Source organism: Burkholderia sp. AU38729, assembly GCF_020419725.1.
GTDB lineage: Bacteria > Pseudomonadota > Gammaproteobacteria > Burkholderiales > Burkholderiaceae > Burkholderia.
The window spans coordinates 226521-252858 of record NZ_JAIZQO010000010.1 but is presented as its reverse complement, the minus strand read 5'-3'; the positions used below and the strand labels follow the sequence as shown (position 1 = coordinate 252858).

At 67.5% G+C, this 26338-nt stretch carries 28 protein-coding genes, 1 tRNA gene, 1 other RNA gene and 1 riboswitch; of the genes, 16 read left to right on the top strand and 14 right to left on the bottom strand.

Features of this window, described 5'->3' with window-relative positions:
• Window positions 1–30: 30 nt before the first annotated feature.
• The 4 genes from LGM56_RS26225 to LGM56_RS26210 form a co-directional block, all read right to left on the bottom strand.
• Window positions 31–198: a hypothetical protein gene (locus LGM56_RS26225; protein ID WP_226207134.1), complete on the bottom strand. Its 168-nt coding sequence runs from the start codon at window positions 196–198 to the stop codon at window positions 31–33.
• A gap of 147 nt (window positions 199–345) precedes the next feature.
• Window positions 346–430 (bottom strand) — tRNA-Leu (locus LGM56_RS26220).
• A gap of 96 nt (window positions 431–526) precedes the next feature.
• The gene (locus tag LGM56_RS26215; protein ID WP_089440826.1) at window positions 527–1684 is read right to left on the bottom strand and encodes an ABC transporter substrate-binding protein; all 1158 of its coding nucleotides are present in this window, start codon (window positions 1682–1684) and stop codon (window positions 527–529) included.
• A gap of 64 nt (window positions 1685–1748) precedes the next feature.
• On the bottom strand, window positions 1749–2690 hold the full coding sequence (locus LGM56_RS26210) for a CysB family HTH-type transcriptional regulator (protein WP_027785173.1): 942 nt from the start codon (window positions 2688–2690) through the stop codon (window positions 1749–1751).
• A gap of 216 nt (window positions 2691–2906) precedes the next feature.
• On the opposite strand from LGM56_RS26210, the gene LGM56_RS26205 reads away from it, so the two are divergent.
• From LGM56_RS26205 to cobA, 6 genes are all read left to right on the top strand, one after another.
• Window positions 2907–4586: a nitrite/sulfite reductase gene (locus tag LGM56_RS26205; protein WP_089495450.1), complete on the top strand. Its 1680-nt coding sequence runs from the start codon at window positions 2907–2909 to the stop codon at window positions 4584–4586.
• Between the two features lie 25 nt (window positions 4587–4611).
• Complete coding sequence (locus LGM56_RS26200) at window positions 4612–5154, top strand: DUF934 domain-containing protein (protein WP_089495449.1); 543 nt, start codon at window positions 4612–4614, stop codon at window positions 5152–5154.
• Complete coding sequence (locus tag LGM56_RS26195; protein ID WP_226207133.1) at window positions 5151–5903, top strand: phosphoadenylyl-sulfate reductase; 753 nt, start codon at window positions 5151–5153, stop codon at window positions 5901–5903. The genes LGM56_RS26200 and LGM56_RS26195 overlap by 4 nt, the downstream gene beginning before the upstream one ends.
• Before the next feature lie 76 nt (window positions 5904–5979).
• A complete protein-coding gene (gene cysD / locus LGM56_RS26190) occupies window positions 5980–6942 on the top strand; it encodes a sulfate adenylyltransferase subunit CysD (RefSeq protein WP_034192618.1) in 963 nt (320 codons plus the stop codon).
• Between the two features lie 22 nt (window positions 6943–6964).
• The gene (locus tag LGM56_RS26185; RefSeq protein WP_226207132.1) at window positions 6965–8281 is read left to right on the top strand and encodes a sulfate adenylyltransferase subunit 1; all 1317 of its coding nucleotides are present in this window, start codon (window positions 6965–6967) and stop codon (window positions 8279–8281) included.
• Between the two features lie 70 nt (window positions 8282–8351).
• Window positions 8352–9101: a uroporphyrinogen-III C-methyltransferase gene (gene cobA, locus LGM56_RS26180; protein ID WP_226207131.1), complete on the top strand. Its 750-nt coding sequence runs from the start codon at window positions 8352–8354 to the stop codon at window positions 9099–9101.
• 81 nt (window positions 9102–9182) lie between these two features.
• Here cobA and LGM56_RS26175 read toward each other — a convergent pair whose 3' ends face one another.
• The 3 genes from LGM56_RS26175 to lptF are packed head-to-tail and all read right to left on the bottom strand — an operon-like array spanning window position 9183 to window position 11837.
• Entirely contained in the window at window positions 9183–9566 is a 384-nt protein-coding gene (locus LGM56_RS26175; protein ID WP_226207130.1) for a sirohydrochlorin chelatase, read from the bottom strand.
• Between the two features lie 27 nt (window positions 9567–9593).
• Window positions 9594–10742: an LPS export ABC transporter permease LptG gene (gene lptG, locus LGM56_RS26170; RefSeq protein WP_124583051.1), complete on the bottom strand. Its 1149-nt coding sequence runs from the start codon at window positions 10740–10742 to the stop codon at window positions 9594–9596.
• A gap of 3 nt (window positions 10743–10745) precedes the next feature.
• Entirely contained in the window at window positions 10746–11837 is a 1092-nt protein-coding gene (gene lptF, locus LGM56_RS26165; protein WP_226207129.1) for an LPS export ABC transporter permease LptF, read from the bottom strand.
• 122 nt (window positions 11838–11959) lie between these two features.
• Here lptF and LGM56_RS26160 point away from each other — a divergent pair, with 122 nt between their 5' ends.
• The 3 genes from LGM56_RS26160 to LGM56_RS26150 are packed head-to-tail and all read left to right on the top strand — an operon-like array spanning window position 11960 to window position 14709.
• Window positions 11960–13471: a leucyl aminopeptidase gene (locus tag LGM56_RS26160; protein WP_226207128.1), complete on the top strand. Its 1512-nt coding sequence runs from the start codon at window positions 11960–11962 to the stop codon at window positions 13469–13471.
• Window positions 13472–13505: 34 nt separating this feature from the next.
• Window positions 13506–13922 (top strand): DNA polymerase III subunit chi, encoded by a 417-nt coding sequence (locus tag LGM56_RS26155; protein ID WP_039368072.1) that lies wholly within the window; start codon window positions 13506–13508, stop codon window positions 13920–13922.
• A 25-nt stretch (window positions 13923–13947) separates the two neighbouring features.
• Window positions 13948–14709 carry a DUF2486 family protein gene (locus LGM56_RS26150; protein ID WP_226207127.1) on the top strand — a complete coding sequence of 254 codons (762 nt, stop codon included), beginning with the start codon at window positions 13948–13950 and terminating at the stop codon, window positions 14707–14709.
• Between the two features lie 142 nt (window positions 14710–14851).
• Here the strand turns inward: LGM56_RS26150 and LGM56_RS26145 are convergent, their stop codons facing one another.
• A complete protein-coding gene (locus tag LGM56_RS26145) occupies window positions 14852–15178 on the bottom strand; it encodes a c-type cytochrome (protein WP_089426118.1) in 327 nt (108 codons plus the stop codon).
• Window positions 15179–15304: 126 nt separating this feature from the next.
• Window positions 15305–16978, bottom strand: a complete 1674-nt coding sequence (ilvD, locus tag LGM56_RS26140; RefSeq protein ID WP_226207126.1) for a dihydroxy-acid dehydratase — start codon at window positions 16976–16978, stop codon at window positions 15305–15307.
• 135 nt (window positions 16979–17113) lie between these two features.
• Between ilvD and LGM56_RS26135 the strand changes: the two genes are divergently transcribed.
• Both LGM56_RS26135 and lgt read left to right on the top strand, forming a co-directional pair.
• Complete coding sequence (locus tag LGM56_RS26135) at window positions 17114–18028, top strand: LysR substrate-binding domain-containing protein (protein ID WP_089495442.1); 915 nt, start codon at window positions 17114–17116, stop codon at window positions 18026–18028.
• Between the two features lie 89 nt (window positions 18029–18117).
• On the top strand, window positions 18118–19008 hold the full coding sequence (gene lgt, locus LGM56_RS26130; protein WP_069248621.1) for a prolipoprotein diacylglyceryl transferase: 891 nt from the start codon (window positions 18118–18120) through the stop codon (window positions 19006–19008).
• Window positions 19009–19119: 111 nt separating this feature from the next.
• Here lgt and LGM56_RS26125 read toward each other — a convergent pair whose 3' ends face one another.
• The 5 genes from LGM56_RS26125 to LGM56_RS26105 all read right to left on the bottom strand — a co-directional run bounded on the left by LGM56_RS26125 (window position 19120) and on the right by LGM56_RS26105 (window position 21499).
• The gene (locus LGM56_RS26125; RefSeq protein ID WP_089426114.1) at window positions 19120–19860 is read right to left on the bottom strand and encodes an SIMPL domain-containing protein; all 741 of its coding nucleotides are present in this window, start codon (window positions 19858–19860) and stop codon (window positions 19120–19122) included.
• A 181-nt stretch (window positions 19861–20041) separates the two neighbouring features.
• The gene (locus tag LGM56_RS26120) at window positions 20042–20503 is read right to left on the bottom strand and encodes an EVE domain-containing protein (RefSeq protein WP_089495441.1); all 462 of its coding nucleotides are present in this window, start codon (window positions 20501–20503) and stop codon (window positions 20042–20044) included.
• A gap of 71 nt (window positions 20504–20574) precedes the next feature.
• A non-coding RNA gene (ssrS, locus tag LGM56_RS26115) (6S RNA) lies at window positions 20575–20756 on the bottom strand.
• Window positions 20757–20837: 81 nt separating this feature from the next.
• Window positions 20838–21152 (bottom strand): cell division protein ZapA, encoded by a 315-nt coding sequence (locus LGM56_RS26110; RefSeq protein ID WP_011352906.1) that lies wholly within the window; start codon window positions 21150–21152, stop codon window positions 20838–20840.
• Complete coding sequence (locus tag LGM56_RS26105; RefSeq protein WP_089440812.1) at window positions 21149–21499, bottom strand: ATPase; 351 nt, start codon at window positions 21497–21499, stop codon at window positions 21149–21151. Before LGM56_RS26105 ends, LGM56_RS26110 begins: the two co-directional genes overlap by 4 nt.
• A 154-nt stretch (window positions 21500–21653) precedes the next feature.
• A riboswitch (cobalamin riboswitch) is annotated at window positions 21654–21905 on the top strand.
• Between the two features lie 41 nt (window positions 21906–21946).
• On the opposite strand from LGM56_RS26105, the gene LGM56_RS26100 reads away from it, so the two are divergent.
• The 5 genes from LGM56_RS26100 to cobC are packed head-to-tail and all read left to right on the top strand — an operon-like array spanning window position 21947 to window position 26317.
• Window positions 21947–23062: a FecCD family ABC transporter permease gene (locus LGM56_RS26100; RefSeq protein ID WP_226207125.1), complete on the top strand. Its 1116-nt coding sequence runs from the start codon at window positions 21947–21949 to the stop codon at window positions 23060–23062.
• Window positions 23059–23874, top strand: a complete 816-nt coding sequence (locus tag LGM56_RS26095; protein ID WP_226207124.1) for an ABC transporter ATP-binding protein — start codon at window positions 23059–23061, stop codon at window positions 23872–23874. Before LGM56_RS26100 ends, LGM56_RS26095 begins: the two co-directional genes overlap by 4 nt.
• 52 nt (window positions 23875–23926) lie before the next feature.
• On the top strand, window positions 23927–24982 hold the full coding sequence (cobT, locus tag LGM56_RS26090) for a nicotinate-nucleotide--dimethylbenzimidazole phosphoribosyltransferase (protein WP_089495438.1): 1056 nt from the start codon (window positions 23927–23929) through the stop codon (window positions 24980–24982).
• Entirely contained in the window at window positions 24972–25748 is a 777-nt protein-coding gene (locus LGM56_RS26085; protein WP_089495437.1) for an adenosylcobinamide-GDP ribazoletransferase, read from the top strand. The genes cobT and LGM56_RS26085 overlap by 11 nt, the downstream gene beginning before the upstream one ends.
• On the top strand, window positions 25733–26317 hold the full coding sequence (cobC, locus tag LGM56_RS26080) for an alpha-ribazole phosphatase (RefSeq protein ID WP_226207123.1): 585 nt from the start codon (window positions 25733–25735) through the stop codon (window positions 26315–26317). The genes LGM56_RS26085 and cobC overlap by 16 nt, the downstream gene beginning before the upstream one ends.
• Window positions 26318–26338 lie beyond the last annotated feature (21 nt).

Here is a 26338-nt window from a genome sequence, read left to right as displayed (position 1 = left end):
CGGCGTGCCGACGGCGGCTTTCCCGTCCATTCATTCGGTGCGATGCGGAATGCTGTCCGGGAACGGGTAGGGCGCGTGCGGGCCCGGCCAGTCGGGCACCGGCGGCGCGGTCAGAATGTCGCAGCCGGTCAGCATGAGCGACAGCGCCACGGCGAGCGCGCGGCGGCAGAGCGGAAATGAAATCGGGCGCATGGACATGGCGTGCCTCCGTGCCGCGCATCCTCATGACGCTTGGACTGTTGCGCGGGGCACGCGTTGCGGCGCGGGCGGCAAAAACAAAAAACCCGCGAAGCGGCGACCTTGCGCGGGTGTCGGCAGGCGCAGCGCTTCACGCTGCGAGAATGCTGGTGCCCAGGGCCGGAATCGAACCGGCACGCCTTGCGGCGGGGGATTTTGAGTCCCCTGCGTCTACCAATTTCACCACCTGGGCTTGATCCTGGCCGCGCATGCGATGGTGCGCGGCGAAACGCGGATTATGTCCGAAATCCCGCTGCCGGGCAAGCTGCCCGGTTGCGGGCCGTGCACGTCACTGACTGAGGTAGACGAATCGGCCCTGCTTGACGATCCCCATCACGCTTGCGCGCTGGTCGAGTCCCACATGATCCTTGTCGCTCGTGTTGACGACACCGTTCGGCACGACGAGCTCGTGCGCGCGTTCCAGCTCGCGCCGCAGCGCCGCGCGAAACGCGGGCGTGCCGGGCTGCGCGGCCTTCAGCGCGCGGCCGACCGCGTCGGCGAGGCGCGGGTAGACGCCCGCCGCGTCGCCCGCGAACTGCGTGACCGTGCCGGCGCCGTACTTCGCTTCGTACGCGTCGACGAACGCGAGCGCGGCCTTGCGGGCCGGATGATCGGCCGGCAGCGTGCGCGCGACGACCACCGGCTGGGTCGGGAACAGCGTCCCGTCGACATCCTTGCCGCCGAGCTTGATGAATTCCGGTGTCGCGATCCCGTGCGTCTGGTAGACCGGGCCCTTGTAGCCGCGCTCGATCAGCGTGCGCTGCGGCAGCACGGCCGGCGTGCCCGAGCCCGCGATCAGGATCGCGTCGGGTTTCGCTGCGATCAGCTTCAGCGCCTGGCCCGTGACGCTCGCGTCGGTGCGGTTGAAGCGCTCGGTCGCGACCACGCGGATCTTGCGCAGGTCCGCGAAGCGCGTGAACTCGTTCAGCCAGCTGTCGCCGTAGCTGTCCGCGAAGCCGATGAAGCCGACCGTCTTCACGCCGTGGTTCGCCATATGGCGCGTCATCACGTCGGCCATCGCGCGGTCGCTCTGCGCCATCTTGAACGCCCAGGTCCGCGCGCCTTCCTGCGGCTCGACGATCGCGCCCGAGCCGACCAGCGTGATCATCGGCGTCTGCCCGGCGGCCACCGCGTCGAGCGCCGCGAGCGCGGCCGGCGTGATGTTCGGCCCGACCACGACGTCGACATGATCCTCGTCGACCAGCTTGCGGATGTTGCGCACCGCGGTGCCCGGGTCGGATGCGTCGTCGAGCACCGTTACCTGCACGGGCTGCCCGGCGATCGTCTTCGGCCACATCAGGATCGCGTTCTTGCTCGTGATGCCGATCGCGGCGGCCGGGCCGGTCGACGACAGGTCGACGCCGACCTTCAGGTCGGCATGCGCGGCGGCGCAGGCCAGCACGAGGGCGCCGGCAGTGGCGCGGCGCAACAGGGCGGGAAGCGTCATGCGGAATTCTCCGTCGGACAGCAAAAAGGGGCGCGATGGACGCCCCCGTGTTTATACACGCCGCTCAGAGTTCGTACGATTCGGATTCGCCCTTGAGCGCCTGCTCGATCAGCTTGCGGTTCAGCGTCGGCGACAGCAGTTCGACCAGCGTATACACATAGCTGCGCAGGTAGGCGCCCTGCTTGAGCGCGACGCGCGTCACGTTGCTGCCGAACAGGTGGCCGACCGGGATCAGCCGCAGGCCGCGGTCGCGCTCGGGATTGAACGCGATGTCGGCCATGATGCCGACGCCGAGGCCGAGCTCGACGTAGGTCTTGATCACGTCGGCGTCGATCGCCTCGAGCACGATGTCCGGCGACAGCCCGCGCAGCGCGAACGCATGGTTGATCTTCTTGCGGCCCGCGAACGCATCGTCGTACGTGATCAGCGGGTACTGCGCGAGATCGTCGAGCGTGACCGGCTTGCGTTCGAGCAGCGGATGGTCGGCCGGCACGACGGCCGCGTGGTGCCACTGGAAGCAGGGCAGCGACACGAGTTCCTTGTAATCGGAGATCGCCTCGGTCGCGATCGCGAGATCGGCCTGGTCGTGGATCACCATCTCGGCCACCTGCGTCGGGCTGCCCTGCAGGATCGACAGGTGGACCTTCGGGAAGCGCTTCTTGAACTCGGCGATCGCGGCCGGCAGCGAGTAGCGGGCCTGCGTGTGGGTCGCGGCGATGGTCAGGTTGCCCTGATCCTGCGCGGCATAATCCTTCCCGACCCTTTTAAGGCTTTCAACCTCCTGGAGAATCCGCTCGACCGACGCGAGGATGATCCGGCCCGGCTCGGTGAGCGAGCGCACGCGCTTGCCGTGCCGCGTGAAGATCTCCACGCCCAGCTCGTCCTCGAGCTCGATGATCGCCTTCGATACCCCCGGTTGCGACGTGTAGAGCGCCTTGGCGGCCTCGGTGAGATTGAAATTCTGCCGGACGGCCTCGCGCACGAAGCGAAATTGGTGCAGGTTCATTTATAACCCTTCCGCATATCAACAGAATTTTTTAGTCGTTTGAAATATAAGGCGAGTTTATTACGATTCACCGGAGTTTTTCAAATATGGATATCTGTTTTCGTCATTAGCAATCCAGCCGGGCAGCGGAAGGCCGGCGATAGCGGCGGAACGGAGATTCGGGCGCGACGTGGCTAGGACGTCGCGCGGTCACCACGAAAACCCTGGGGTCCCCGAATGTATCAGTACGACCAATACGACCAGACGATCGTCGACGAGCGTGTCGCGCAGTACCGCGATCAGGTGCGCCGCCGGCTGTCGGGCGAGTTGAGCGAAGACGAGTTCCGTCCGCTGCGCCTGCAGAACGGCCTCTACATGCAGCGCCACGCGTACATGCACCGCATCGCGATTCCGTACGGCAACCTGCGCAGCGACCAGCTCCGGATGCTGGCGCGCATCGCCCGCGAACACGACCGCGGCTACGGTCACTTCTCGACCCGCTCGAACATCCAGTTCAACTGGATCAAGCTGGAAGAAACGCCCGAGATCCTCGCGAAGCTCGCGTCGGTGCAGATGCACGGCATCCAGACGTCGGGCAACTGCATCCGCAACATCACGGCCGACCAGTTCGCCGGCGTCGCGCAGGACGAAGAGATCGATCCGCGTCCGTGGTCGGAAATCCTGCGCCAGTGGTCGACGTTCCATCCCGAATTCGCCTGGCTGCCGCGCAAGTTCAAGATCGCGGTGTCGGGCTCGAAGGACGACCGTGCGGCCGTGCAGATCCACGACCTCGGCGTGTACCTGAAGAAGAACGCGCAGGGCGAAGTGGTCGCGAGCATCCTCGCGGGCGGCGGCCTCGGCCGGACGCCGATCATCGGCGCGGTGATCAAGGAAGACCTGCCGTGGCAGCACCTGCTCACCTATTGCGAAGCCGTACTGCGCGTGTACAACCGTTACGGCCGCCGCGACAACCTATACAAGGCGCGCATCAAGATCCTCGTGAAGGCGCTGTCGCCCGCGAAGTTCGCGCAGCAGGTCGAGGAAGAGTGGCAGCACCTGAAGGACGGCCCGTCGACGCTCACGCAGGCGGAAGTCGACCGCGTGTCGCAGTACTTCCAGCCGCCCGTCTACGAGAAGCTGGCCGACACCGACGCATCGTTCGAACAGCACCTGCTCGAGAACAAGGCGTTCGCGCGCTGGGTCGAGCGTAACGTCGCCCCGCACAAGGTGTCAGGCTATGCCGCCGTCACGCTGTCGCTGAAGGATCACCGTATCGCGCCGGGCGACGCGACCGACCAGCAGATGGATCTGGTGGCCGACTGGGCCGACGCTTACTCGTTCGGCGAGCTGCGCGTGTCGCACGAGCAGAACCTGATTCTCGCGAACGTGAAGAAGCGCGACCTGTTCGCGGTGTGGGAAAAGGCGAAGGCAGCCGGTTTCGCGACGCCGAACATCGGCCTGCTGACCGACATCATCGCGTGCCCGGGCGGCGACTTCTGCTCGCTCGCGAACGCGAAGTCGATCCCGATCGCGCTGGCGATCCAGCAGCGTTTCGACGATCTCGACTATGTGTACGACCTCGGCGACCTGTCGTTGAACATTTCCGGTTGCATGAACTCGTGCGGTCACCACCACGTCGGCAACATCGGCATCCTCGGCGTCGACAAGGACGGCGCCGAGTGGTACCAGGTGTCGCTCGGCGGCGAGCAGGGCACGGGCCGGAACGGCGCGCGCCTCGGCCGCGTGATCGGGCCGTCGTTCTCGGCGGAAGAAGTGCCCGACGTGATCGCGAAGCTGATCGACACGTTCGTCGAATCGCGCGTCGACGGCGAGCGCTTCGTCGACACGTACGACCGCATCGGCATCGCGCCGTTCAAGGAGCGCGTGTATGCGGCGCGCCAGGCAGTGAACGCGTAACCAACCGGGTAGAAGGAATTAGCAGATGGCTTCGATTATCAAGAACCGCGCAGTGATCGACGATGCATGGCAGGTCGTGCGCGCGGCGGAAGACGGCGCACTGCCCGCGGTCGACGCGTTGCCGGCCGGCAAGGTGCTGGTGCCGTTCGCATTGTGGCAGGCCGAGCGCGCGGCGCTCGTCGCCGCGAAGACGAAGGACGAGCTCGGCGTATGGCTCGCACCGGACAGCGAGCCGGCCGATCTCGTGGCCGATTTCGGCGCGATTTCGCTGATCGCCGTCGAGTTCCCGCGCTTCGCGGACGGCCGCGGCTACAGCATCGCGCGCCTGCTGCGCGAGCGCCACGGCTGGACGGGCGAACTGCGCGCGATCGGCGATGTGCTGCGCGACCAGTTGCTGTACATGTCGCGTTGCGGCTTCGACGCATACGCGGTGCGCGCCGACAAGGACATCCACGACGCGCTGAATGCGTTCACGGAATTCACGCAGCGTTACCAGGGCGCGTTCGACCAGCCCGAACCGCTGTTCCGCCGCCGCGGCGCGACGCCCGACGCGAAGGTGAGCGCATGAGCACCGCGACCGCTACCGCGCTGACGCCGGAACTCGCCGCGAAGGTCGAGCGCCTCGACGCGCTGCTCGCGCAGATCGGTGCCCGTCACGAGCAGGTGAAGTTCGCGAGCAGCCTCGCGGCGGAAGACATGCTGCTGACGCATGCGATCCTGTCGAAGGGCGTGCGGATCGGCATCTTCTCGCTGAACACGGGCCGCCTGCACGCGGAAACGCTCGGCATGATCGACCGCGTGCGCGAGCGCTACGGCTACGAGATCGAGCAGTTCCATCCGCAGCAGGACGCGGTCGACCAGTATGTCGCCGAGCACGGCCTGAACGCGTTCTACGAGAGCGTCGAGCTGCGCAAGTCGTGCTGCCACATCCGCAAGGTCGAGCCGCTGAATCGCGCGCTCGCGGACGTCGGCGCATGGGTCACGGGCCAGCGCCGCGAGCAGTCGGTCACGCGTGCCGAGCTGCACGAGGAAGAGCAGGACGAAGCGCGCGGGATCGCGAAGTACAACCCGCTCGCCGACTGGACGGAAAGCGACGTGTGGGCGTACCTCGAGGCGTTTGACGTGCCGGTGAATCCGCTGCATGCGCGCGGCTACCCGAGCATCGGCTGCGAGCCGTGTACGCGGGCGATCCGTCCCGGCGAGGACAGCCGCGCGGGCCGTTGGTGGTGGGAGTCGCGCGATACGAAGGAATGCGGCTTGCACATCACGACGATCACGCCGATTCCCGCGGACGCCGCTGCCGGCGCCACGCACTGAAAGCCTGACAAGAAACTGAATATTGCGCCGCCTGCGACAGCGGGCGGCACGAACCCAGAAGAGAAGGACTGAAATCATGAGCACGACGCTCGAGCAATCCGCCTTTGCCCCGCCCGCCGGTGCCGACAACCGCATGGGCCACCTCGACTGGCTCGAAGCCGAGTCGATCCACATCCTGCGCGAACTGGTCGCCGAATGCAGCAAGCCGGCGCTGTTGTTCTCGGGCGGCAAGGATTCGGTCGTCGTGCTGCATCTGGCGCTGAAGGCATTCGGCCTCGGCGCGAACCGCAAGACGACGCTGCCGTTCCCGCTCGTGCACATCGATACGGGCCACAACTACGAAGAAGTGATCGACTTCCGCGATCGCCGCGCGCAAGAACTCGGCGCCGAACTGGTCGTCGGCCACGTCGAGGATTCGATCAAGCGCGGCACGGTCGTGCTGCGCCGCGAAACCGATTCGCGCAATGCCGCGCAGGCCGTCACGTTGCTCGAGACGATCGAGCAGCATGGCTACACGGCGCTGATCGGCGGCGCGCGCCGCGACGAAGAGAAGGCGCGTGCGAAGGAACGCATCTTCTCGTTCCGCGACGAATTCGGCCAGTGGGATCCGAAGGCGCAGCGCCCGGAACTGTGGAGCCTGTACAACGCCCGCTTGCACAAGGGCGAACACCTGCGCGTGTTCCCGATCTCGAACTGGACCGAGCTCGACGTGTGGCAGTACATCGCGCGCGAAAACCTCGAACTGCCGTCGATCTATTACGCGCACCAGCGCGAGATCGTGCGCCGCAACGGGCTGCTCGTGCCCGTCACGCCGCTCACGCCGATGCGTGACGGCGAGACGAGCGAGCTCGCGCAGGTGCGCTTCCGCACGGTCGGCGACATTTCCTGCACGTGCCCGGTCGAGAGCGACGCGGACGACGTCGAGAAGATCATCGCCGAGACGGCGGTGACCGAGATCACCGAGCGCGGCGCGACCCGGATGGACGACCAGGCCTCCGAAGCCGCGATGGAACAGCGCAAGAAGCAAGGTTATTTCTGAAGCACACGAGGACATTCACATCATGAGCATCATCGAGAACACCGAAGACCTCGGCGTGCTGCGCTTCATTACCGCAGGCAGCGTCGACGACGGCAAGAGCACGCTGATCGGCCGCCTGCTGTACGACAGCAAGGCCGTGCTGTCCGACCAGTTGTCCGCGCTGTCGCGTGCGAAGAACAAGCGCACGGTCGGCGACGAGCTCGACCTCGCGCTGCTGACCGACGGCCTCGAAGCCGAGCGCGAGCAGGGCATCACGATCGACGTCGCGTACCGCTACTTCGCGACCGCGAAGCGCAAGTTCATCATCGCCGATACGCCGGGCCACGAGCAGTACACGCGCAACATGGTGACGGGCGCATCGACCGCGCACGCGGCGATCGTGTTGATCGACGCGACGCGCATCACGGTCGAAAACGGTGTCGTGCAACTCCTGCCGCAGACCAAGCGCCACAGCGCGATCGTCAAGCTGCTCGGGCTGCAGCACGTGATCGTCGCGATCAACAAGATGGACCTCGTCGACTACAGCGAAGCGCGCTTCAACGAGATCCGCGACGCATACGTCACGCTCGCGAAGCAGCTTGGCCTGAGCGACGTGCGCTTCGTGCCGGTATCGGCGCTGAAGGGCGACAACATCGTCGGCGCGAGCGAGCGCATGCCGTGGTACGCGGGCGAGCCGCTGCTCGACGTGCTCGAATCGCTGCCGGTCGAGACGCAGGCGCATGACGCGCTGCGCTTCCCGGTGCAATGGGTCGCGCGCCAGGACGGCAGCTCGGCGGACGATTTCCGCGGCTACATGGGCCGGATCGAGTCGGGCGAAGTGAAGGTCGGCGACGAGATCGTCGTGCTGCCGTCGAACCGCACGGCGACGATCGCGGAGATCGTCGCGCCGGTGCCGGGCGGCACCGCGTCCGTGCCGCACGCATTCGCGGGCCAGACCGTGACGATCCGCCTCGCGGAAGACGTCGACGTGTCGCGCGGCGACATGTTCGTCACGTCCGGCGAGCCGGTCGAGCCGGCGAAGAAGCTCGAAGCCGATCTGTGCTGGTTCGACGAGACGCCGCTGTCGCCGCAGCGCAAGTACCTGCTGAAGCAGACCACCAGCACGGTGTTCGCGAAGATCGGCGGCGTCAAGCAGGTGCTCGACGTGCACACGCTGTCGCACGCGACCGACCGTCACGATCTGAAGATGAACGACATCGGCCGCGTCGCGCTGACGCTGCAGAAGCCGATCGTGTGCGACACGTACGACGCGCATCCGGGTACCGGTGCGTTCGTGCTGATCGACGAGGCGACGCATCACACGGTCGCCGCAGGGATGATCCGGGCGTTTTCGGCATGACCGGGCAACCGCGCCGCTTCGCGGCGGCGCGGGCCGGAGCCGACGCCCGCTGGAAGGCGAAGCGACAAACATGGGCAAGGTGTATCTGATCGGAGCAGGGCCGGGCGCGGCCGACCTCATCACGGTGCGCGGCGCGCGGCTGCTCGAGCAGGCGGACGTCGTGCTGCATGACGCGCTCGTCGAGCCCGCGATGCTCGACTACGCGCCGAATGCGCGCCGGATCGCCGTCGGCAAGCGCTGCGGGCAGCGCTCGACCGCGCAGCACTTCATCAACAAGCAGATCGTCGATGCGGCACGCGAGCATGCGTGCGTCGTGCGGCTGAAGGGCGGCGACCCGATGCTGTTCGGTCGTGCCGAAGAGGAGATGCGCGCGCTGGAAGCGGCCGGCATCGACTACGAGGTCGTGCCGGGCATCACCGCGGCGCTGGCCGGGGCGGCGACGCTGAAGCGTTCGCTGACGTTGCGCGGCGTATCGCGCAGCGTCGCGTTCGCGACGCACAGCCGCGCGCCGGGCAGCGACGAGATTCGCGAAGCCGCGCGCGCCGATTCGATGGTCTATTACATGGGCCGCGACAGCGCGCCCGGCATCGCGCAGGAGCTGATCGACGCGGGCCGTGCGCCGGCGACACCCGTGGCGATCGTCGAGGCGTGCAGCACCGCGCGCGAACGCACGCTGACGCTGACGCTCGCGCAGATGGCGGCGGGCGACGCGCAGGCGTGGCTCGATCCCGCGGAACCGAGCCTGCTGATGATCGGCGATGCATTCGCCGAGCGCGCCGGGCAGGCGAAAGCGGGCGATGCGCTGCAAAATGCGGCCTGAGCGGAATCCGGCTGGGGTCCCAAACGAAAAAAGCGCTGGCGGAAGCCGGCGCTTTTTCTTTGTGGGCCGTGACTGCGTGATTTACGCGCCGTCGCCGATCTGGTCGATGCAGTAGCGCGCGATCGCGTCGAGCACGCCGTCGTCTTCGCCGACGGCCGTCGCGCAGCGGATCTCGACACCCGGATGCACGGCGCGGCACGCGTCGACGAGCTGCGGCAGGTCGCGGCGGACATGGCCGCCCTGGCCGAAGAACACGGGCACCACGGTGATGTGCGTGCAGCCGGCCGCGACTTGCGCGGCGACCGCGTCGCCGAGCGACGGCGTCATCAGTTCGAGGAACGCGAGCGACACCTGTGCGGCGGGGGAGGGGGCGCCGCGCAGCCGCGCGGCGAGCCGCTCGAACGGCTCGGCCCAGCGCGGGTCACGCGCGCCGTGGCCGAACAGGACGATGCCGTGCGAATTCATGTCGAAGCCTCCGTCGTGACGCGGCGCTCAGTGCCGGTCGACCCACTTGAGCGCGAACAGGCCGAGCGCGAGATAGATCAGGCCCGGCGTCGCCGCGGTGAGCGGCGCGGGCCACGTGTTCAACGTGCCGATGTGCGAGAACAGCGTGTTGAGGAGCTGGAAGCTCATGCCGAGCATGATGCCGCCGAACACCTTCACGCCGACCACGCCCGCACGCGTGTGCAGGTACGCGAACGGCAGCGACAGCACGAGCATCACGAACACCGCGAACGGATACAGCAGCTTGCGCCACAACGCGATGTCGTAGCGCTGCGTGTCCTGCTGGTTCTCGTGCAAATGCTGGATGTAGCGGAACAGGTTGATGATCGACATGCGATCCGGCGACACGAGCAGCACCGACAGGATCTGCGGCGTCAGGTCCGAGCGCAGCCGGTATTCGGGCAGCGATACCTGCTGCGACCGGTACACGGGGTTCAGCGCGTCGGCCGGCTGGCCGCTGATCGGCTTGATCGGCGTCAGCTCGGTTTCGTTGACGCCCTTCAGCAGCCAGTGGCCGGGCGGCTCGTAGCGGCCCGTCTGCGCGATCCGCACGTTGCGCAGCTGGAATTTCGAATCGAATTCATAGATGCGCACGTTGCTGATCGTCGAGTCGGGCGACAGGCTGCCGACGTTGACGAAGCGCGTGACCTGCTCGCCGTTCTCGCGGGCCGCGAGCGTGTCCTTCACCCACACACCCGACTGGAAGTTCGACGACACCGACGCGCCGAGCGCCTGCAGCCGCACGCGTTCGGACAGCTGGTCGGCGTACGGGCCGACGAATTCGCCGATCAGGTAGGTGATGATCACGAGCGGCACGCCGATCTTCAGCAGCGAGCGCAGCGCCTGGTTGGTCGCGAGGCCCGACACGCGGAAGATCGTGAATTCCGAGTTCGCGGCCATCTGCGCGAACACGTAGATCGCGCTGATCAGCGCGGCGACCGGGATGATTTCGTAGAAGCGCGACGGGGTCTGCAGCGCGACGCGCAGCACCGCGTAGCCGAACTTGTAGTTGCCGTGCCCGACCGAGTTCAGTTCGCTGATCAGGTCGAAGAAGAAGAACAGGCCCGAGAACGCGAACAGGATGAAGACGAACGTGACGTAGATCTGTCGCGCGAAGTACTTTTCATAGAGCCGCATCGATCATGCTCCCGAGCGGCCGAACAGCGCGCGTGTAAACAGCGGACGATTGCGCACGCGCAACCAGAAGATGAACGCGACGATCGCCGCGACGACCAGATGCAGGCCAACGAGGCCGACTGCGAACGACATCTTGCCCTGCTCGATCTGCGACTGCACCACGTTCAGCAGGTTCGAGTACGTGAGGTAGATCAGCACGGCCATCACGAGGTTGATCGTGCGGCTGCGGCGCGGGTTCTGGTACGACAGCGGAATGCCGAGCACCATCAGGTTGATCGCGATCAGCGGCAGCCCCGCGCGCCACGCGAATTCCGCGAGGTTGTCGTTCGTCGGGTTGCGCAGCAGGTCCGGCGTCGGCGTGCTGTTGGTGGTCTGCACGTTGGTGACCGGGGTGCTCGTGATCTTCACGCCATAGCGCTCGAACTCCATGATCTTGAAATTCGGCTGGCCGGGCGTGCCGTCGTAGCGGCGGCCGTCCTCAAGGACCACGAAGCGGCTGCCGTCGCGCGTTTCCGTGTGCCCCGTCTGCGACACGACCACGTTGACCTTGCCGTTCTCGGTCGAGGTCACGAACACGTTCTGCACCTTGCTCTGGTCGGGCGTCATCTTCTCGATGAAGAACACGCGGTGGTTCGAGGCCGATTCGCGGAACTGGCCCGGCGCGAGCAGCGAGATCTCGTCGCGCTGCTGGAAGCGCGCCTTGATCATCTTGCTTTGCTGGTTCGACCACGGCCAGCCGACGAACGCGAAGAAGGCGATCAGCAGGATGATCGGCGTGGCGAACACGCCGATCGGCTTGATGAGGCGCGTGAGGCTCACGCCGGACGCGAGCCACACGACCATTTCGGAGTCCCGGTACCACCGGGTCAGCACGAACAGGATCGACACGAACAGCGTGACGACGAGCATCACGGCGAGGTAGCCGATCACGGTGAGGCCGATCAGCACGAGGACGTCCCGCGGATCGATTTCACCGGACGCGGCGTAGCCGACGATGCGGATCATCATCGTCGTGAGCATGATCGTGAGCAGCACCATGAACACGGCGCCAGCCGTATACGCAAGCTCGCGCTGGAGGGAGCGTTCGAAGATCATTCTTGATGAGAAGAGGGCGGGAGGCTGCGCACGCGTGGTGGAGCGCTCGCGCCGCCACGGGAAAAATAGCGGATAATTGCGGCTTTCATCCTTAGCCCAGATTTTATCCGAGGACAAGCGCGATGGACTTTAGCATAAAAGGCTGTGATTGGAGCAAAGGCGAGGCGAAGGGGTTCCTGACCGGGAAGTCCGACTGCATCGTGCTCGGCATCTTCGAGGCGCAGACCCTGTCGGGCGCGGCGCTCGATATCGACACGGCCACCAAGGGGCTGATTTCGCGCGTGATCAAGGCCGGCGACATGGACGGCAAGCGCGGCAAGACGCTGTTCCTGCACGAAGTGTCGGGCATCGGCGCGTCGCGCGTGCTGCTCGTCGGCCTCGGCAAGCAGGATGCTTTCAATCAGAAAGCCTATAACGATGCCGTGACGGCCGCATGGCGCGCGCTGCTGGCGACCAAGGTCGTCCAGGTCACGTTCACGCTCGCGCAACTGCCGGTCGACGAGCGCAGCTCCGACTGGGGCGTGCGCGCGGCAATCCTCGCGCTGCGCAACGAGACCTACCGCTTCACGCAGATGAAGAGCAAGCCGGAGCTGGCGTCGCACACGCTCAAGCGCGTCGTGTTCAGCGTCGATCCGTCCGACGAAAAGGCCGCGAAGGTCGCGGTCAAGCAGGCCGTCGCGCTCGCGAACGGGATGGATCTCACCCGCGACCTCGGCAACCTGCCGGGCAACGTCTGCACGCCGACCTACCTCGGCAACACCGCGAAGAAGATCGCGAAGGATTGGGGCCTGAAGGCCGAAGTGCTCGGGCTCAAGCAGATCCAGGCGCTGAAGATGGGCTCGTTCCTGTCGGTCGCGCGCGCGTCGGTCGAGCCGCCGCAGTTCATCGTGCTGCACTACCAGGGCGCCGCGGCGAAGGCCGCGCCGGTCGTGCTGGTCGGCAAGGGCATCACGTTCGACACGGGCGGCATCTCGCTGAAGCCGGGCGAGGGCATGGACGAGATGAAGTACGACATGTGCGGCGCGGGTTCCGTGCTGGGCACGATGCGTGCGGTCGCCGAGATGGGCCTGAAGATCAACGTCGTCGCGATCGTGCCGACCTGCGAGAACATGCCGGGCGGCAACGCGACGAAGCCGGGCGACATCGTCACCAGCATGAAGGGCCTGACGATCGAGGTGCTGAACACCGACGCCGAAGGCCGTCTGATCCTGTGCGACGCGCTCACGTATGCCGAGCGCTTCAAGCCGGCTGCGGTGATCGACGTTGCCACGCTGACGGGCGCGTGCGTGATCGCGCTGGGCGGCCACAACAGCGGCCTGTTCTCGACGGACGACGCGCTCGCGGGCGAGCTGCTCGACGCGTCGCGCGAGGCGAACGACCCGGCATGGCGCATGCCGCTCGACGACGAGTACCAGGATCAGCTGAAGTCGAACTTCGCGGATCTCGCGAACATTGGCGGGCGTCCGGCCGGCGCCGTGACGGCCGCGTGCTTCCTGTCGCGCTTCACCGACAGCTATCCGTGGGCCCACCTCGACATCGCGGGCACCGCATGGAAGGGTGGCGCGGCGAAGGGCGCGACGGGCCGTCCGGTGCCGCTGCTCGCGCAGTTCCTGATCGACCGCGCCGGCCAGTGATGGCGGTGTTGACGACGCTGCGGGTACGCGGGCAATGACGCGGATCGATTTCCACTCGAACGTCGGCGATTCGCTCGCGTACGCGTGCCGGCTGCTGCGCAAGGCCTACCTGGCCGGGCAGCCGGTCGTCGTGCTCGCCGAGCCCGCGCGCCTGCGCGCGCTCGACGAGCGGCTCTGGACGTTCTCGCCGCTCGATTTCATCCCGCATTGCGGTGTCGACAGCGAGCACGCCGCCGGCACGCCGATCGTGCTGGCCGCGGATCTCGACCGCGCGCCGCATCATCACGTGCTGCTGAATCTCGGCGCAGCCGTGCCCGCGCAGTTCGCCCGCTTCGAGCGCCTGCTCGAAGTGGTCGGCAATGCGCCGGACGAGCTGGCCGCGGGCCGCGATCGCTACCGGTTCTACCGCGACCGCGGTTACGCGCTGAACAACTACAAGCAGGGCAGCTAGCCGCAACCGTCAACGGAGTGTTCCCGTGACCGAAGCCGATTCATCCTCGATCCCGACGCTGACCGACGTGCTGGTGCCGGGCAAGCCGGTGCCAGCGCGCTCGCCCGCGCCAGACGTACCGCAGCCGGCGGCCAACGCGGCGATTCCGGTGCTCACCGACGTGGTCGTGCCGCACGCCGCAGATGCGGCGCCGGCCGATTCCATCCAAAGTGAACGCGACCCCGATTCCGTCGTGGTCGAATGCGTGCCGACGCCGCACGTGCCGGGGGTCGAACTGCCGGGCGACGTGGCGACGGTTGCCGCGGCAGCGATGGGCGAGACCGACGCGCCGGCCGAACCCGGCGCCGCGGAGCACGTGGTCGCCGAAGATTCGGCGGCAATGCGCGCGCCGCTGCAATCGTCGCTGGCCGACGCCGATGTGCCGCTACCCGCGTTCGTAGCGGTGGCGCACGAGGCGGTGGGGCACGCGCGTGAAGTGCACCTGCCGGAGGCCGTCGTACCAGTCGCTGCGCTGCAGCCGGAAGCGCAGGCTGCAGCCGGGCTGACGCCGGAAGATGCACAGCACATCGCCGAGCGCCTGCGCAATCGCCTGACGAACTATCTTACTGGGGAAGGGCGCGACGCGATCGAAGCCCGCTGTCGCGATGCGCTGCATGAGCACTCGGCCTGGCTGGTCGGCCAGATCACGCGCGAAGTGGCGCTGGCGCTGGAAACCGAGGTGATGGACTGGGTCCGCGACGCGGTCGACGAAGAGATCGCACGACGCCGCGCCGGTCATTCCGGCTAAGCAACGGGCGTTTCGCTGAAAAGCGGGGTGCGATTCCAGTAAAGGCCGGTGAAGCTACCGGCGGGGTACTGCACGGGTGAGTCGGATATGCCCGCCAGTCGCCGGAATCCGGCAGGTTGGCTATTCGGCCCGGGCGTTCGGATCAGCGCACCGACAGCACCCATTGCGCGAGCGTGTGGGCTTCGCTGTTCGTCAGTTGCGTATTGGCGGGCATCGGCACGCCGCCCCATACGCCGACGCTGCCTTTCACGATCGACTGGGCAAGGTAATCGACGGCGTCGCCGCGCGGCGCATACTTGCCGGCGATGTCGTGGAACGACGGGCCCATCAGCGGCTTGCCGATCGCGTGGCAGGCCATGCAGTTCTTGCGCTGGGCCAGCGCGAGCCCGTCGGCCTGGTCGGCGCGCGCCGCTGCCCCGCTGCCGATCAGCAAGGTGGCGAGCAGGACGCGCAATATCGAGTGTTTCATGCGGTTCTCCGCCGGCGGGGACGGCCGGCTACATGGTCCGCGCATTATAGAAGCAAAGGGAAAGCGCGTTTTGCGCGTTCCCCGGCGGCCATGTTTATCGGGGTCGCATGGCTTGACGTGCCCGGATCAACCCGTAACGGCGCCCTGGTTCGCCGGGCGGGCGAGCGCCGCGAATTTCGCGAGCACGCCGCGCGTGTAGCGTGGCGCCGGCTGTTGCCATGCGGCGCGGCGGCGCGCGAGTTCCGCATCGTCGACGTTCAGTTGCAGCAGCAGCCGATGCGCGTCGATCGTGATGGAGTCACCCTCTTCCACGAGCGCGATCGTGCCGCCGACGAACGCCTCGGGCGCAACGTGGCCGACCACCATCCCCCAGGTGCCGCCCGAGAAGCGGCCGTCCGTGATGAAGCCGACCGATTCGCCGAGCCCCTTGCCGATGATCGCCGACGTCGGCGCGAGCATTTCCGGCATGCCGGGGCCGCCCTTCGGGCCGAGGTAGCGCAGCACGAGGATGTCGCCGGCGCGGATCCGGTCGCCGAGAATCGCATCCATCGCGCTTTGCTCGTCGTCGAACACGCGTGCCGGGCCCGTGATCACCGGGTTCTTCAGGCCGGTGATCTTCGCGACCGCGCCGTCTTCCGCGAGATTGCCCTTCAGGATGGCGAGGTGGCCTTCCTTGTACAACGCGCGGTCGATCGGGAAGATCACGTCCTGGTCCGCGCGCGGCACGCTCGGCACGTCCTTCAGCTCGTCGGCGAGCGTGCGGCCGGTGATCGTCATGCAGTCGCCGTGCAGCAGCCCCGCGTCGAGCAGGAGCTTCAGCACCTGCGGAATCCCGCCGGCCCGGTGCAGGTCGGTCGCGACGTACTTCCCCGACGGCTTCAGGTCGCAGATCACGGGCACGCGCTTGCGGATGCGCTCGAAGTCCTCGATCGTCCAGTCGACCTCGGCCGCGTGCGCGATCGCGAGGTAGTGCAGCACCGCATTGGTCGAGCCGCCCGTCGCCATGATCACCGACACCGCGTTCTCGATCGACGCCTTCGTGATGATGTCGCGCGGCTTCAGGTCGCGCTTCACGGCTTCGACGAGCACGCGCGCCGATTCGGCAGCCGAATCGACCTTCTCCTGGTCGGGGTTCGCCATCGTCGACGAGTACAGCAGCGACATCCCGAGCGCCTCGAACGACGAGCTCATCGTGTTCGCGGTGTACATGCCGCCGCACGACCCCGACGTCGGGCAGGCGTTCTGCTCGACGCCTTCGAAATCCTCCTGCGACATCCGGCCCGCGGTGAACTCGCCGACCGCCTCGAACGACGACACGATCGTCAGGTCCCGGCCTTTCCAGTTGCCGGGGCGGATCGTGCCGCCATACACGTAGATGCCCGGCACGTTCAGGCGCGCGAGCGCGATCATCCCGCCCGGCATGTTCTTGTCGCAGCCGCCGACCACCACCACGCCGTCCATCCATTGCCCCTGCACGCAGGTCTCGATGCAGTCGGCGATCACCTCGCGCGACACGAGCGAGTACTTCATGCCTTCGGTGCCCATCGACATGCCGTCCGAAATCGTCGGCGTGCCGAAGATCTGCGGGTTCGCATCGGCCGCCTTCACGGCCGCGACGGCCGCGTCCGACAGGCGCTGCAGGCCGGAATTGCACGGCGTGATCGTCGAATGGCCGTTCGCGATGCCGATCATCGGCTTGTCGAAATCGTCCTTCTGGTAGCCGAGTGCGTAATACATCGAGCGGTTCGGCGAGCGGGCCACGCCTTGCGTGATGTGCTTCGAGCGACGGTTGTAAGCCATGGGGGACTCCATCGTTGTCTGGGCAACGCCGTCGAGCGGCGAGCCGGTACGGATCAGTCAAGCATGGAGTGTCCGGATTGGGATGTCCAATATATTATTTGTCGCTTATTAAGTCGTTCTTCGAATGAGAGAGCCATGGCCGATCCGACTCCCGACCTGCGCCAGTGGCGCTATTTCGTGACCGTCGCCGACGAGCGCCATTTCGGCCGCGCGGCCGAACGCCTGTCGATGACGCAGCCGCCGCTGTCGCAGGCGATCCGTGCGCTCGAGGATGCGCTCGGCGTCGCGCTGTTCGCGCGCACCAAGCGCTCGGTGGCGCTGACGGCGGTCGGGGCGGCGCTGCTGCCGGACGTGCGCCGGCTGCTTGCAGCGGCCGATGCGTTGCCGCCGCTGGCGCGACGGCTCGCGCGCGGCGAGGCCGGCTCGCTGTCGCTCGCGTTCGTGTCGACCGCCGATTACGGGCTGCTGCCCGCGCTGCTGCGGGCGTTCGGTGCGCGCTATCCGCAGGTGCGGCTGCAACTCGCGGAGGCGACGAGCGACGTGCAGATCGACGAGCTCGTCGCGGGGCGCATCGACGCGGGGCTCGTCATTCCGCCCGTGCCGCCGCGCCACGCGGCCGGGCTGTCGTACCTGCCCGTCATGCGCGAGCCGCTGGTGGTGGCGATGCCGGCGGCGGCGAGCGATGCGCCGGAAGACGAGCCCGTCCGTCTCGCCGAGGTTGCCGCGTTGCCGCTCGTGATCTTTCCGCGTCGTCTGGCACCCGGCTTTTATGACATCATTACGGGCTGCTACGGCGCGGCGGGGGCAACGCCGCACATCGGCCAGGAGGCGATCCAGATGCAGACGATCGTCAGCCTCGTGTCGGCCGGCATGGGCGTCGCACTGGTGCCGCAATCGCTGCGTAACCTGCGGCGCACCGGCGTGGTCTACCGGCCGCTTGCCGATCACGCGCCGGTCGTCGAGACAGGCCTCGTGTGGCGCACCGGTGACGTGAGCCCCGTGCTGGCCGGCTTCATCGATGTCGTGCGCGCGCAGGGCCTCGCCACGTGACGTGAACGATGACGCGCCGGTGCCGTCCAACGCGCGGTGCGGCGCGTTTGCGACGGCCGTACCGCATTCGAAAACTTCTTCGCTAACCCATGATCATTCACCCGAATTTCGACCCCGTTGCGATCCATCTCGGGCCGCTGGCCGTGCGCTGGTACGGGCTCATGTATCTCGTCGGCTTCATCGCGGCGATCGTCGTCGGCCGGATCCGGCTGAAGCTGCCGCACGTCGCGGCGCAGGGCTGGACCGCGAAGGACATCGACGACATGATGTTCTACGGCGTGCTCGGCACCGTGCTCGGCGGCCGGCTCGGCTATGTGCTGTTCTACAAGGCCGATTTCTACTTCTCGCATCCGCTCGACGTATTCAAGGTGTGGGAAGGCGGCATGTCGTTTCACGGTGGCTTCCTCGGCGTGACGCTCGCGATGATGTTGTTCGCGTGGCAGCGCAAGCGCCACTGGCTGCAGGTCACCGACTTCGTCGCGCCGATGGTGCCGACGGGGCTCGCGGCCGGCCGGCTCGGCAACTTCATCAACGGTGAGCTGTGGGGCCGCGTGACCGACCCTTCGGCACCGTGGGCGATGCTGTTCCCGGGCGCGATGCGCGACGATGCGGCATGGTTGCCGAAGCATCCGGAGCTCGTCGAGAAGTGGCATCTTGCCGACGTGTTCATGCAATACCAGATGCTGCCGCGCCATCCTTCGCAGCTCTATGAAATCGCGCTCGAAGGCATCGCGCTGTTCTTCGCGCTGTTCTTCTTCGCGCGCAAGTCGCGGCCGATGGGCGCCGTGTCCGCGCTGTTCCTGATCGGCTACGGCCTCGCACGTTTCACGGTCGAGTTCGCGCGCGAGCCCGACGACTTCCTCGGCCTGCTCGCGCTGGGCCTGTCGATGGGGCAGTGGCTGTCGCTGCCGATGATCCTCGCGGGCGTCGCGCTGATGGTCTGGGCGTATCGCCGCCGCGCGGCGCATGCCGCTGCGTGACGCGATGTCGATGCACGTGCGATCGGCGCGTGCATCGGCGCCATGCAGGTCAACGCAAAACGCCGGCCCTCGGGCCGGCGTTTTTCATTTCGGACTGCCGTGCGCTGCGCGTTACTTCATCTGCACGGAGCCGTTGACGGTGACCGACACGGTGGCCTTGCCGCCTTCGACCGCGATCGGCGCGCTCATCTTCGCGCTGTCCATCGGCGCCGCGGCCATCGCCATCATGCGCGGGTACGGCTGTACGTTGCGGCCGCCGCCGACGTTCACGTCGCGGATCGTGTAGCTGCCGTAACCGAATGCCTTCGCGGCTTCGTCGGCGCGGGCGCGGAACGACTTGATCGCTTCGGTCGTCAGCTTTTGCTCGGCCGCGCGCTGCGCTTCGGGCGACAGCGAGAACTCGACGTTCGCGACCTGCATCAGGTTCGACAACTGGCCCGCAAGCTTCGACGCGGCAGCGAAATCGCGCGATTCGAGCGCCACTTCAGTACGACCGCGCCATGCGGAGATCTTGCCGTCACGATCGGTGCTCGGGTACACGGAGAATGCGCCCGTGTGTGCAGTGACGCCCGATACGCCCTTCGCCTGCGACAGCGCTGCATCGGCGCGCTGGTTCAATTGCGCGGTGAGGCTGCCTGGATCCTTGGCCTGCTGCTCGTAGAACAGCGTGATGTGGATGATGTCCTGCGGCACGTCCGCGCTGGCCTGCGACGACAGCGACAGCACGCCTGCCGGCTCCGGAAAGTGCGGGTTCGCGGTTTGCGCGTGCGCGGCGGTCGACGCGAGCGTCAGCGCGGCGGGAACGGCGGCGGCAAGGGCGAGCGACAGCGCGAGTGCGGATTTCTTGGTCATTGTTGGACTCCTGGTGCGAGGGCGTGCACGCGGATTGCGCGTGCACGACGCGGGCGTACCGCGCGACAAAAAAAACGACAGCCGGCCCGATCGGCCGACAGCGGTTGCTTAGGCCGCGCGAACGTGCCGCGAGTTCCGTTGCGGCAGTGCATCCTGACCAGATTTGACCTTTGGCGTGCGCCTACTTCATCAGCTTTTCGGTGATGAAGCGCCATTCGGCGCGCGTGACCGGCGTGATCGACAGCCGGTTGCCGCGCGCGAGCACGCGCATGTCGGCGAGTTCGTCGTGTTCGCGCAGCGCCGCAAGCGGCACGAGCGGCGTCTTTTTCACGTAGCGCACGTCGACGAGCAGCCAGCGCGGTGCTTCCTGCGTCGACTTCGGGTCGTAATAGGGGCTTGTCGGATCGAACTGCGTGGGGTCGGGGTAGGGCGTCGACGACACTTCGGCGAGGCCCGCGATGCCCGGCTCGGGGCAGCTCGAGTGATAGAACAGCACGCCGTCGCCGATCTTCATCGTGTCGCGCATGAAATTGCGCGCCTGATAGTTGCGCACGCCGGTCCACGGCAGCGAGCGCTGCGGTGCGTTGGCGAGATCGTCGATGCTTGCTTCGTCCGGTTCGGACTTCATCAGCCAGTATTGCATGGATCGTGATCGACGCAGAAAGAGGCTGCTACAAAAGAAAACGGCACCGGGCTTCGCCCGATGCCGTTGGATAGGCCCCCGCCTTGGCCGCTAGGCCGGCATCCTGAACCTGAGGTTCAGAATTGGTCGCAGTTAGCAGCACTTCGGGTACATCAGACAGAGTGACGCGCGCGCCCGTGCTACAAATTTCCGCAACCGTGCACATGGCATTGGTTCAAGGAATATATGACCTTGGCGAACCAGGCAGGGAAGCTGACTGAACTGTGATTCGATGCGCCAATTTGACCACCGTTGATCGCCGAGATCAAGGGGAATCGACGCATCGATTGAAACGTTACTGCGTCTCGTGCTGTGCGAGCACCGCGCCGAGCTGTTCGTTCATCTGGTGCATTGTACGACGGATTTCCTCCGCGGGAAATGCTTCACCGTGCCGCACGCTCGTTTGCAGCCGCAGCAATTCGGACGCGAGCGACAGCGCCGCCATCACGGCGATGCGATCGGTGCCGCGTACCGAGCTGTTCGAGCGGATTTTCGACATTTCGGCGTCCACGCGCGCGACCGCTTCGAGCAGTGCCGCTTCGGTCTCGGCCGAGCAGGCGAGCCGATAGGCCTGACCGAGAATCGAGACTTCGATCTGCTTGGTGCTCATGCATGTTCTCCATGGCTGGCCGCGTCATCGCCATCCGTACGCGCCTGCGCATCCAGCAGGTCGAGCTGGTTGTCGGCTTGCTCCGCATTTTTCGAGCGCGGCAGCTTTTCGAGAATCGCGTTCAGTTTCACCTGGGCGTCGTCGATCTTTGCCGACAGCGTGTCACGCTCGGCCGCAAGTGCATTGCGTTCATCGCGCAGTTGCGCGAGTTCCGCGCGGACAGCGTCCGCATCCGCGCGCAATTGCGCGACCTGCTCCTCGAGCGCGAGCCGTTCCGAGTGATAGCGCTTGTTCAGCGAAATCAGACGGCCAATATTTTGAGATAGGGTTTCGAGTTCGTTGAGCATTTGCTGCGTCCTCTAAAGACCCAGCATTTTAGCGCGGAATAACGCGCAATCCGACATCTGTAACGTTTCCAGTCGTAACACCCCTGCTTCTTGCCGCGAATCAGCGCGTCCCGTGCGTGTCCGGACGCTTCCTTGACGCTCGCGCGACCCGCTCCTAAACTGGCGCCGCCTCGGTGCTCGCGCGTGGAACGCGCGGTTAAACGGGAAGCAGGGCGCGGGCGCCGGAAGCCTGCCAACCTGCGCTGCCCCCGCAACGGTAAGCGGCCGCGTCTCGTGACGCAGGCCGGCTCGGGCGCGTTTCGCGTGCAGCTCCTGCATGCGGACGCGGGCCACTGCGCGTCATCGCGCGGGAAGGCGAGCCGGACCGCCGCCAGCCCGGATACCGGCCGAGACGGGGAGCCCGCACGGGCTTCGTGACGCGCGGCCTGCGGGGAGGCGGGGCGCGCAATGCTTCACGGAACCTTCTTCGATGCTGACCCCAATCGTCCGCGCGGCGCTCACGTCACGACCGGCCCGCTGCCGCAAGCGGGGGCGCGGTACGTCGTGTGCGGCGCCGTGCGCGGCATGAGCGCCGCGCGCGCCACCGCGATCTGGGCCGCGCTGGCGGCGGCGGTCGCGCTGCTGTTCGTCGCGTCGCTGTCGATCGGCAGCGTGCCGATGTCGCCATGGCAGGCGCTCGCGTCGCTCGTGCCGCATGGCGGCGACGCGCTGTTCGCCGATATCGTTCGCTCGCTGCGCCTGCCGCGCGCGCTCGCCGGCTTCGCATGCGGCGCGTTGCTCGCGCTGGCCGGCGCACTGCTGCAGGTACTGTTGCGCAATCCGCTCGCGGAGCCGTACGTACTCGGCGTGTCGGGTGGCGCGGCCGGCTTCGCGCTCGTCGCGATGATCGCGGGCGGCGCGTGGTGGCTCGTCGATGCGTCGGCGTTCGCCGGCTCGATCGTGTCGGTCGCACTCGTGCTCGGTCTCGCGCGCCGCGAGCTGGGGCGCGGCGATTCGCGCGACGCATCGCCGCGTTTGCTGCTCACGGGCGTCGTGATCGCGGCGGGGTGGGGCGCGATCGTCACGCTGCTGCTGTCGCTCGCGCCCGATGCACGGTTGCGCGGAATCATCTTTTGGCTGACCGGCGACCTGAACGGCGTGACCGCGCCGTGGTTCGCGTGGGGTGCGTTGTTGCTGGCCGCCTGCGTCGCGCTGCCGGCCGCGCCGCAACTGAACGTGCTGCTGCGCGGCGACGCGACCGCGCTCGCGCTCGGCGTGCCCGTTGCGCGCCTGCGCGTGCGGATCTATCTCGTCGCGTCGCTGGCCGCCGCGGCCGCGGTGACGACGGCCGGCACGATCGGCTTCGTCGGCCTCGTCGTGCCGCATGCGCTGCGGCTCGCCTTCGGCAACGACCAGCGCATGCTGCTGCCGGCCGCGATGCTCGCGGGCGGCGGCGGCGTGATGGCGGCCGACCTGCTCGCACGCACCGTGATTGCGCCCGCGCAACTGCCGGTCGGCGTGATGACCGCGCTGATCGGCGTGCCGGTGTTCCTGTGGATGTTGTTGAGGAGGCCGATGCGATGACGGGGGCCGCACTGCACGCCACGGCCGGCGACATGAACTACGCGGCCGTCGGCCTGACGCTGAAGGCCGGCGCGCGTACGCTGCTCGACGGCTTCACCCAGGTGTTTCGGCCCGGCGAGATCTGGTGCGTTGCCGGGCCGAACGGCGCGGGCAAGACGACGCTGCTCGCGACCCTCGCGGGGCTGCAGCCGCCGGCCGGCGGACACGTCGAGATCGACGGCCGGCCGCTTGCCGCATGGCCACCCGAGCAGCTCGCGCAGCGCCGCGCGCTGATGCCGCAGCAACTGCACGACGCATTCAGCGCGACCGTGTTCGACACGGTGCTGCTCAACCGCTTTCCGTATCTCGGCGGCTGGGGCTGGGAGCGCGATGGCGACCACGCGGCCGCGCGCGACGCGCTGGCGACATTCGACCTGACCGCGCTCGCGTCGCGCGACGTGCTGTCGCTGTCGGGCGGCGAGCGGCAGCGCGTCGCGCTGGCCGCGACGCTGTGCCAGGACGCGCCGTCGATGCTGCTCGACGAGCCGCTCGCGCATCTCGACCTGCATCACCAGATCGATTGCCTGACCGCGCTGGCCGCATGGGTCGACGCGGGCCCGCGCACGGTGCTGTTCTCGTGCCATGATCTCAATCTCGCGCGGCGTTTCGCGACGCATGCGCTGTTGCTCGACGGCCGCAGCCACGCGTGGGCCGGCCCCGTGCACGACGTGCTGACGCCCGAGCGCGCGAGCGACGCGTTCGGCTATCCGCTCGTGCTGATCCGCGAGAACGGCCGCGATGCGCTGCTGCCGGCGTGGCCCGAGCGACAATGACCTTTTCCTTTCCGATGCGCGGCGCACACCGCGCCAACGACACGGCTTTTCGATGACGACCCCGACCCCCTTCCCGCCCGCGATCGCGCCGCTCGACGAGGTGCTGCGCAAGCGCCTGCAGCACGTGATCGACCACAAGACCAAGCCGCCCGGCAGCCTCGGTCAGCTCGAGGCGGTCGCGTTGCAGATCGGCCTGATCCAGCACACCGAGCGGCCGGTCCTGCAGCGTCCCGTGATGATCGTGTTTGCCGGCGATCACGGGATTGCCGCCGAGGGCGTGAGTCCTTATCCGCAAGCGGTGACCGCGCAGATGGTCGCGAACTTCCTCGCCGGCGGCGCGGCGATCAACGCGTTTTCGGGCGTGGCGCAAAGCACGCTCGAGATCGTCGATGCGGGGGTTGCGTCGCCGCTGCCGCTGTCCGACCGGCTCGTGTCGCTGCCGGTCGCACGCGGGACGCGCAACTTCGCCGCAGAGCCGGCGATGACGCGCGACGAGGCGATGACGGCGCTCGCCGCCGGCGCGGCGCGCGTGCGCCTGCATGCGTCGCTCGGCACGAACGTGATCGGCTTCGGCGAGATGGGAATCGCGAACACGTCGTCGGCCGCGTGCCTGATGAGCCGCCTGCTCGGCGTGCCGATCGACGCGTGCGTCGGGCGCGGCACGGGCCTCGACGACCAGGGTCTCGCGCACAAGCGCGCGGTGCTCGGCCGTGCGCTCGTCAAGCACTCGCACGCGATCGCGCCGCTCGATGTGCTCGCGACGTTCGGCGGCTTCGAGATCGCGATGATGACGGGCGCGTATCTCGCGGCCGCGAGCGAGCGGATGACGATCCTCGTCGACGGCTTCATCGCGACGGCAGCGCTGCTGGTTGCCGAGCGCATCGCGCCCGGCGTGCGCGACTACTGCGTGTTCTCGCATACGTCGCACGAGGCCGGGCACCGGCGCATGCTCGAGCATTTCGGCGCGAAGCCGCTGCTCGCGCTGGACCTGCGGCTGGGCGAAGGCACCGGTGCCGCGCTCGCGCTGCCGCTCGTGCGGGCGGCCGCCGCCTTCCTCACGGAGATGGCGAGCTTCGAGTCCGCCGGCGTCGACAATCGTGACGCCTGATCGCGCGCGCGGCGTGCGGGCCGAACTGCGCTACTTCTTCGTCGCGCTCGGCTATTTCACGCGCGTGCCCGTGCCGCGCGCGATCGGCTACGCGGCCGGCGATCTCGACCAGGCCGCGCGCTATTTCCCGCTCGTCGGCGCATGCGTGGGCGTGTGGGGCGCGCTCGTGTATCTCGCTGCGCTGCGCGCGCTGCCGCCGTCGATCGCGGTCGGGTTGTCGATGGCAGCGACGCTGCTCGCCACGGGCGCCTTCCACGAGGACGGCCTGGCCGACAGCTGCGATGCGTTCGGCGGCGGCTATACGCGCGACGACGTGCTGCGCATCATGCACGACTCGCGGATCGGCACGTTCGGCGCGGTCGCGCTCGTGATCTCGCTCGGCGTGAAATGGCAGGCGCTTGCGTCCATGTTGCCGTTGCGCGCCGCGTGGACGATGATCGCCGCGCACGCGGCGAGCCGCGCGGCGGCGGTGAGCCTGCTGATGACGCTCGACTACGTGCGGCCCGAAGGCAAGGCGAAGCCGGTCGCGCAACGGATGGGCGCACGCGCGGCATGTGTCGCGGCGCTGTTCGGATTGCCCTGGCTGTTCTGGCCCGACTGGCGCATGGGTGTCGCCGCATGCGTTGCGCTCGTGCTCGTGCGCGCGTGGGCCGCCCGCTATTTCGTGAAGCGGATCGGCGGCTATACGGGCGACTGTCTTGGCTTCACGCAGCAACTGTGCGAACTGGCGATCTATCTCGTGGTGCTCGGATGGACGTCGTCCTGATTCGTCATCCGGCCGTCGGCATCGAGCCGGGCATCTGCTACGGACGCAGCGACGTGCCGCTCGCCACGCCGGCCGAGGCCGGGGCGAAGGCGGTGCGTACGCATCTGTCTGCTATCGGCGCGCCGCTTCCCGAACAGGTCTGGACGAGCCCGCTGACGCGCTGCGCGTCGGTGGCCGAACGGCTCGCGCAGGCATGCGACGTGCCGTTGCGGCGCGACGCGGACTGGCAGGAAATGGATTTCGGCGCGTGGGAAATGCGGCGCTGGGACGATATCGATCGCGCGGCGCTCGATGCGTGGGCGGCCGACCTGATGCATGCGTGCGCGCATGGCGGCGAAAGCGTTGCGCGGTTTGCCGCGCGGGTTGCGCGGCGAGCCGACGCAGTGGCGCAGTTCGACCGGCCGCAGTGGGTCGTCACGCATGCGGGCGTGATCCGCGCGTTTGCATCGCATGTGTTGCGCGTGCCGCTCGATACATTGCTGTCGCGATCCGTACCGACAGGGGGGGGCGTCTGGCTGCGCGCGGATGCTGCCGCGCGAACGTGGGACGTGATGCACTGGGACGAATAGGCGCGCTGGCCACTGCGTGTG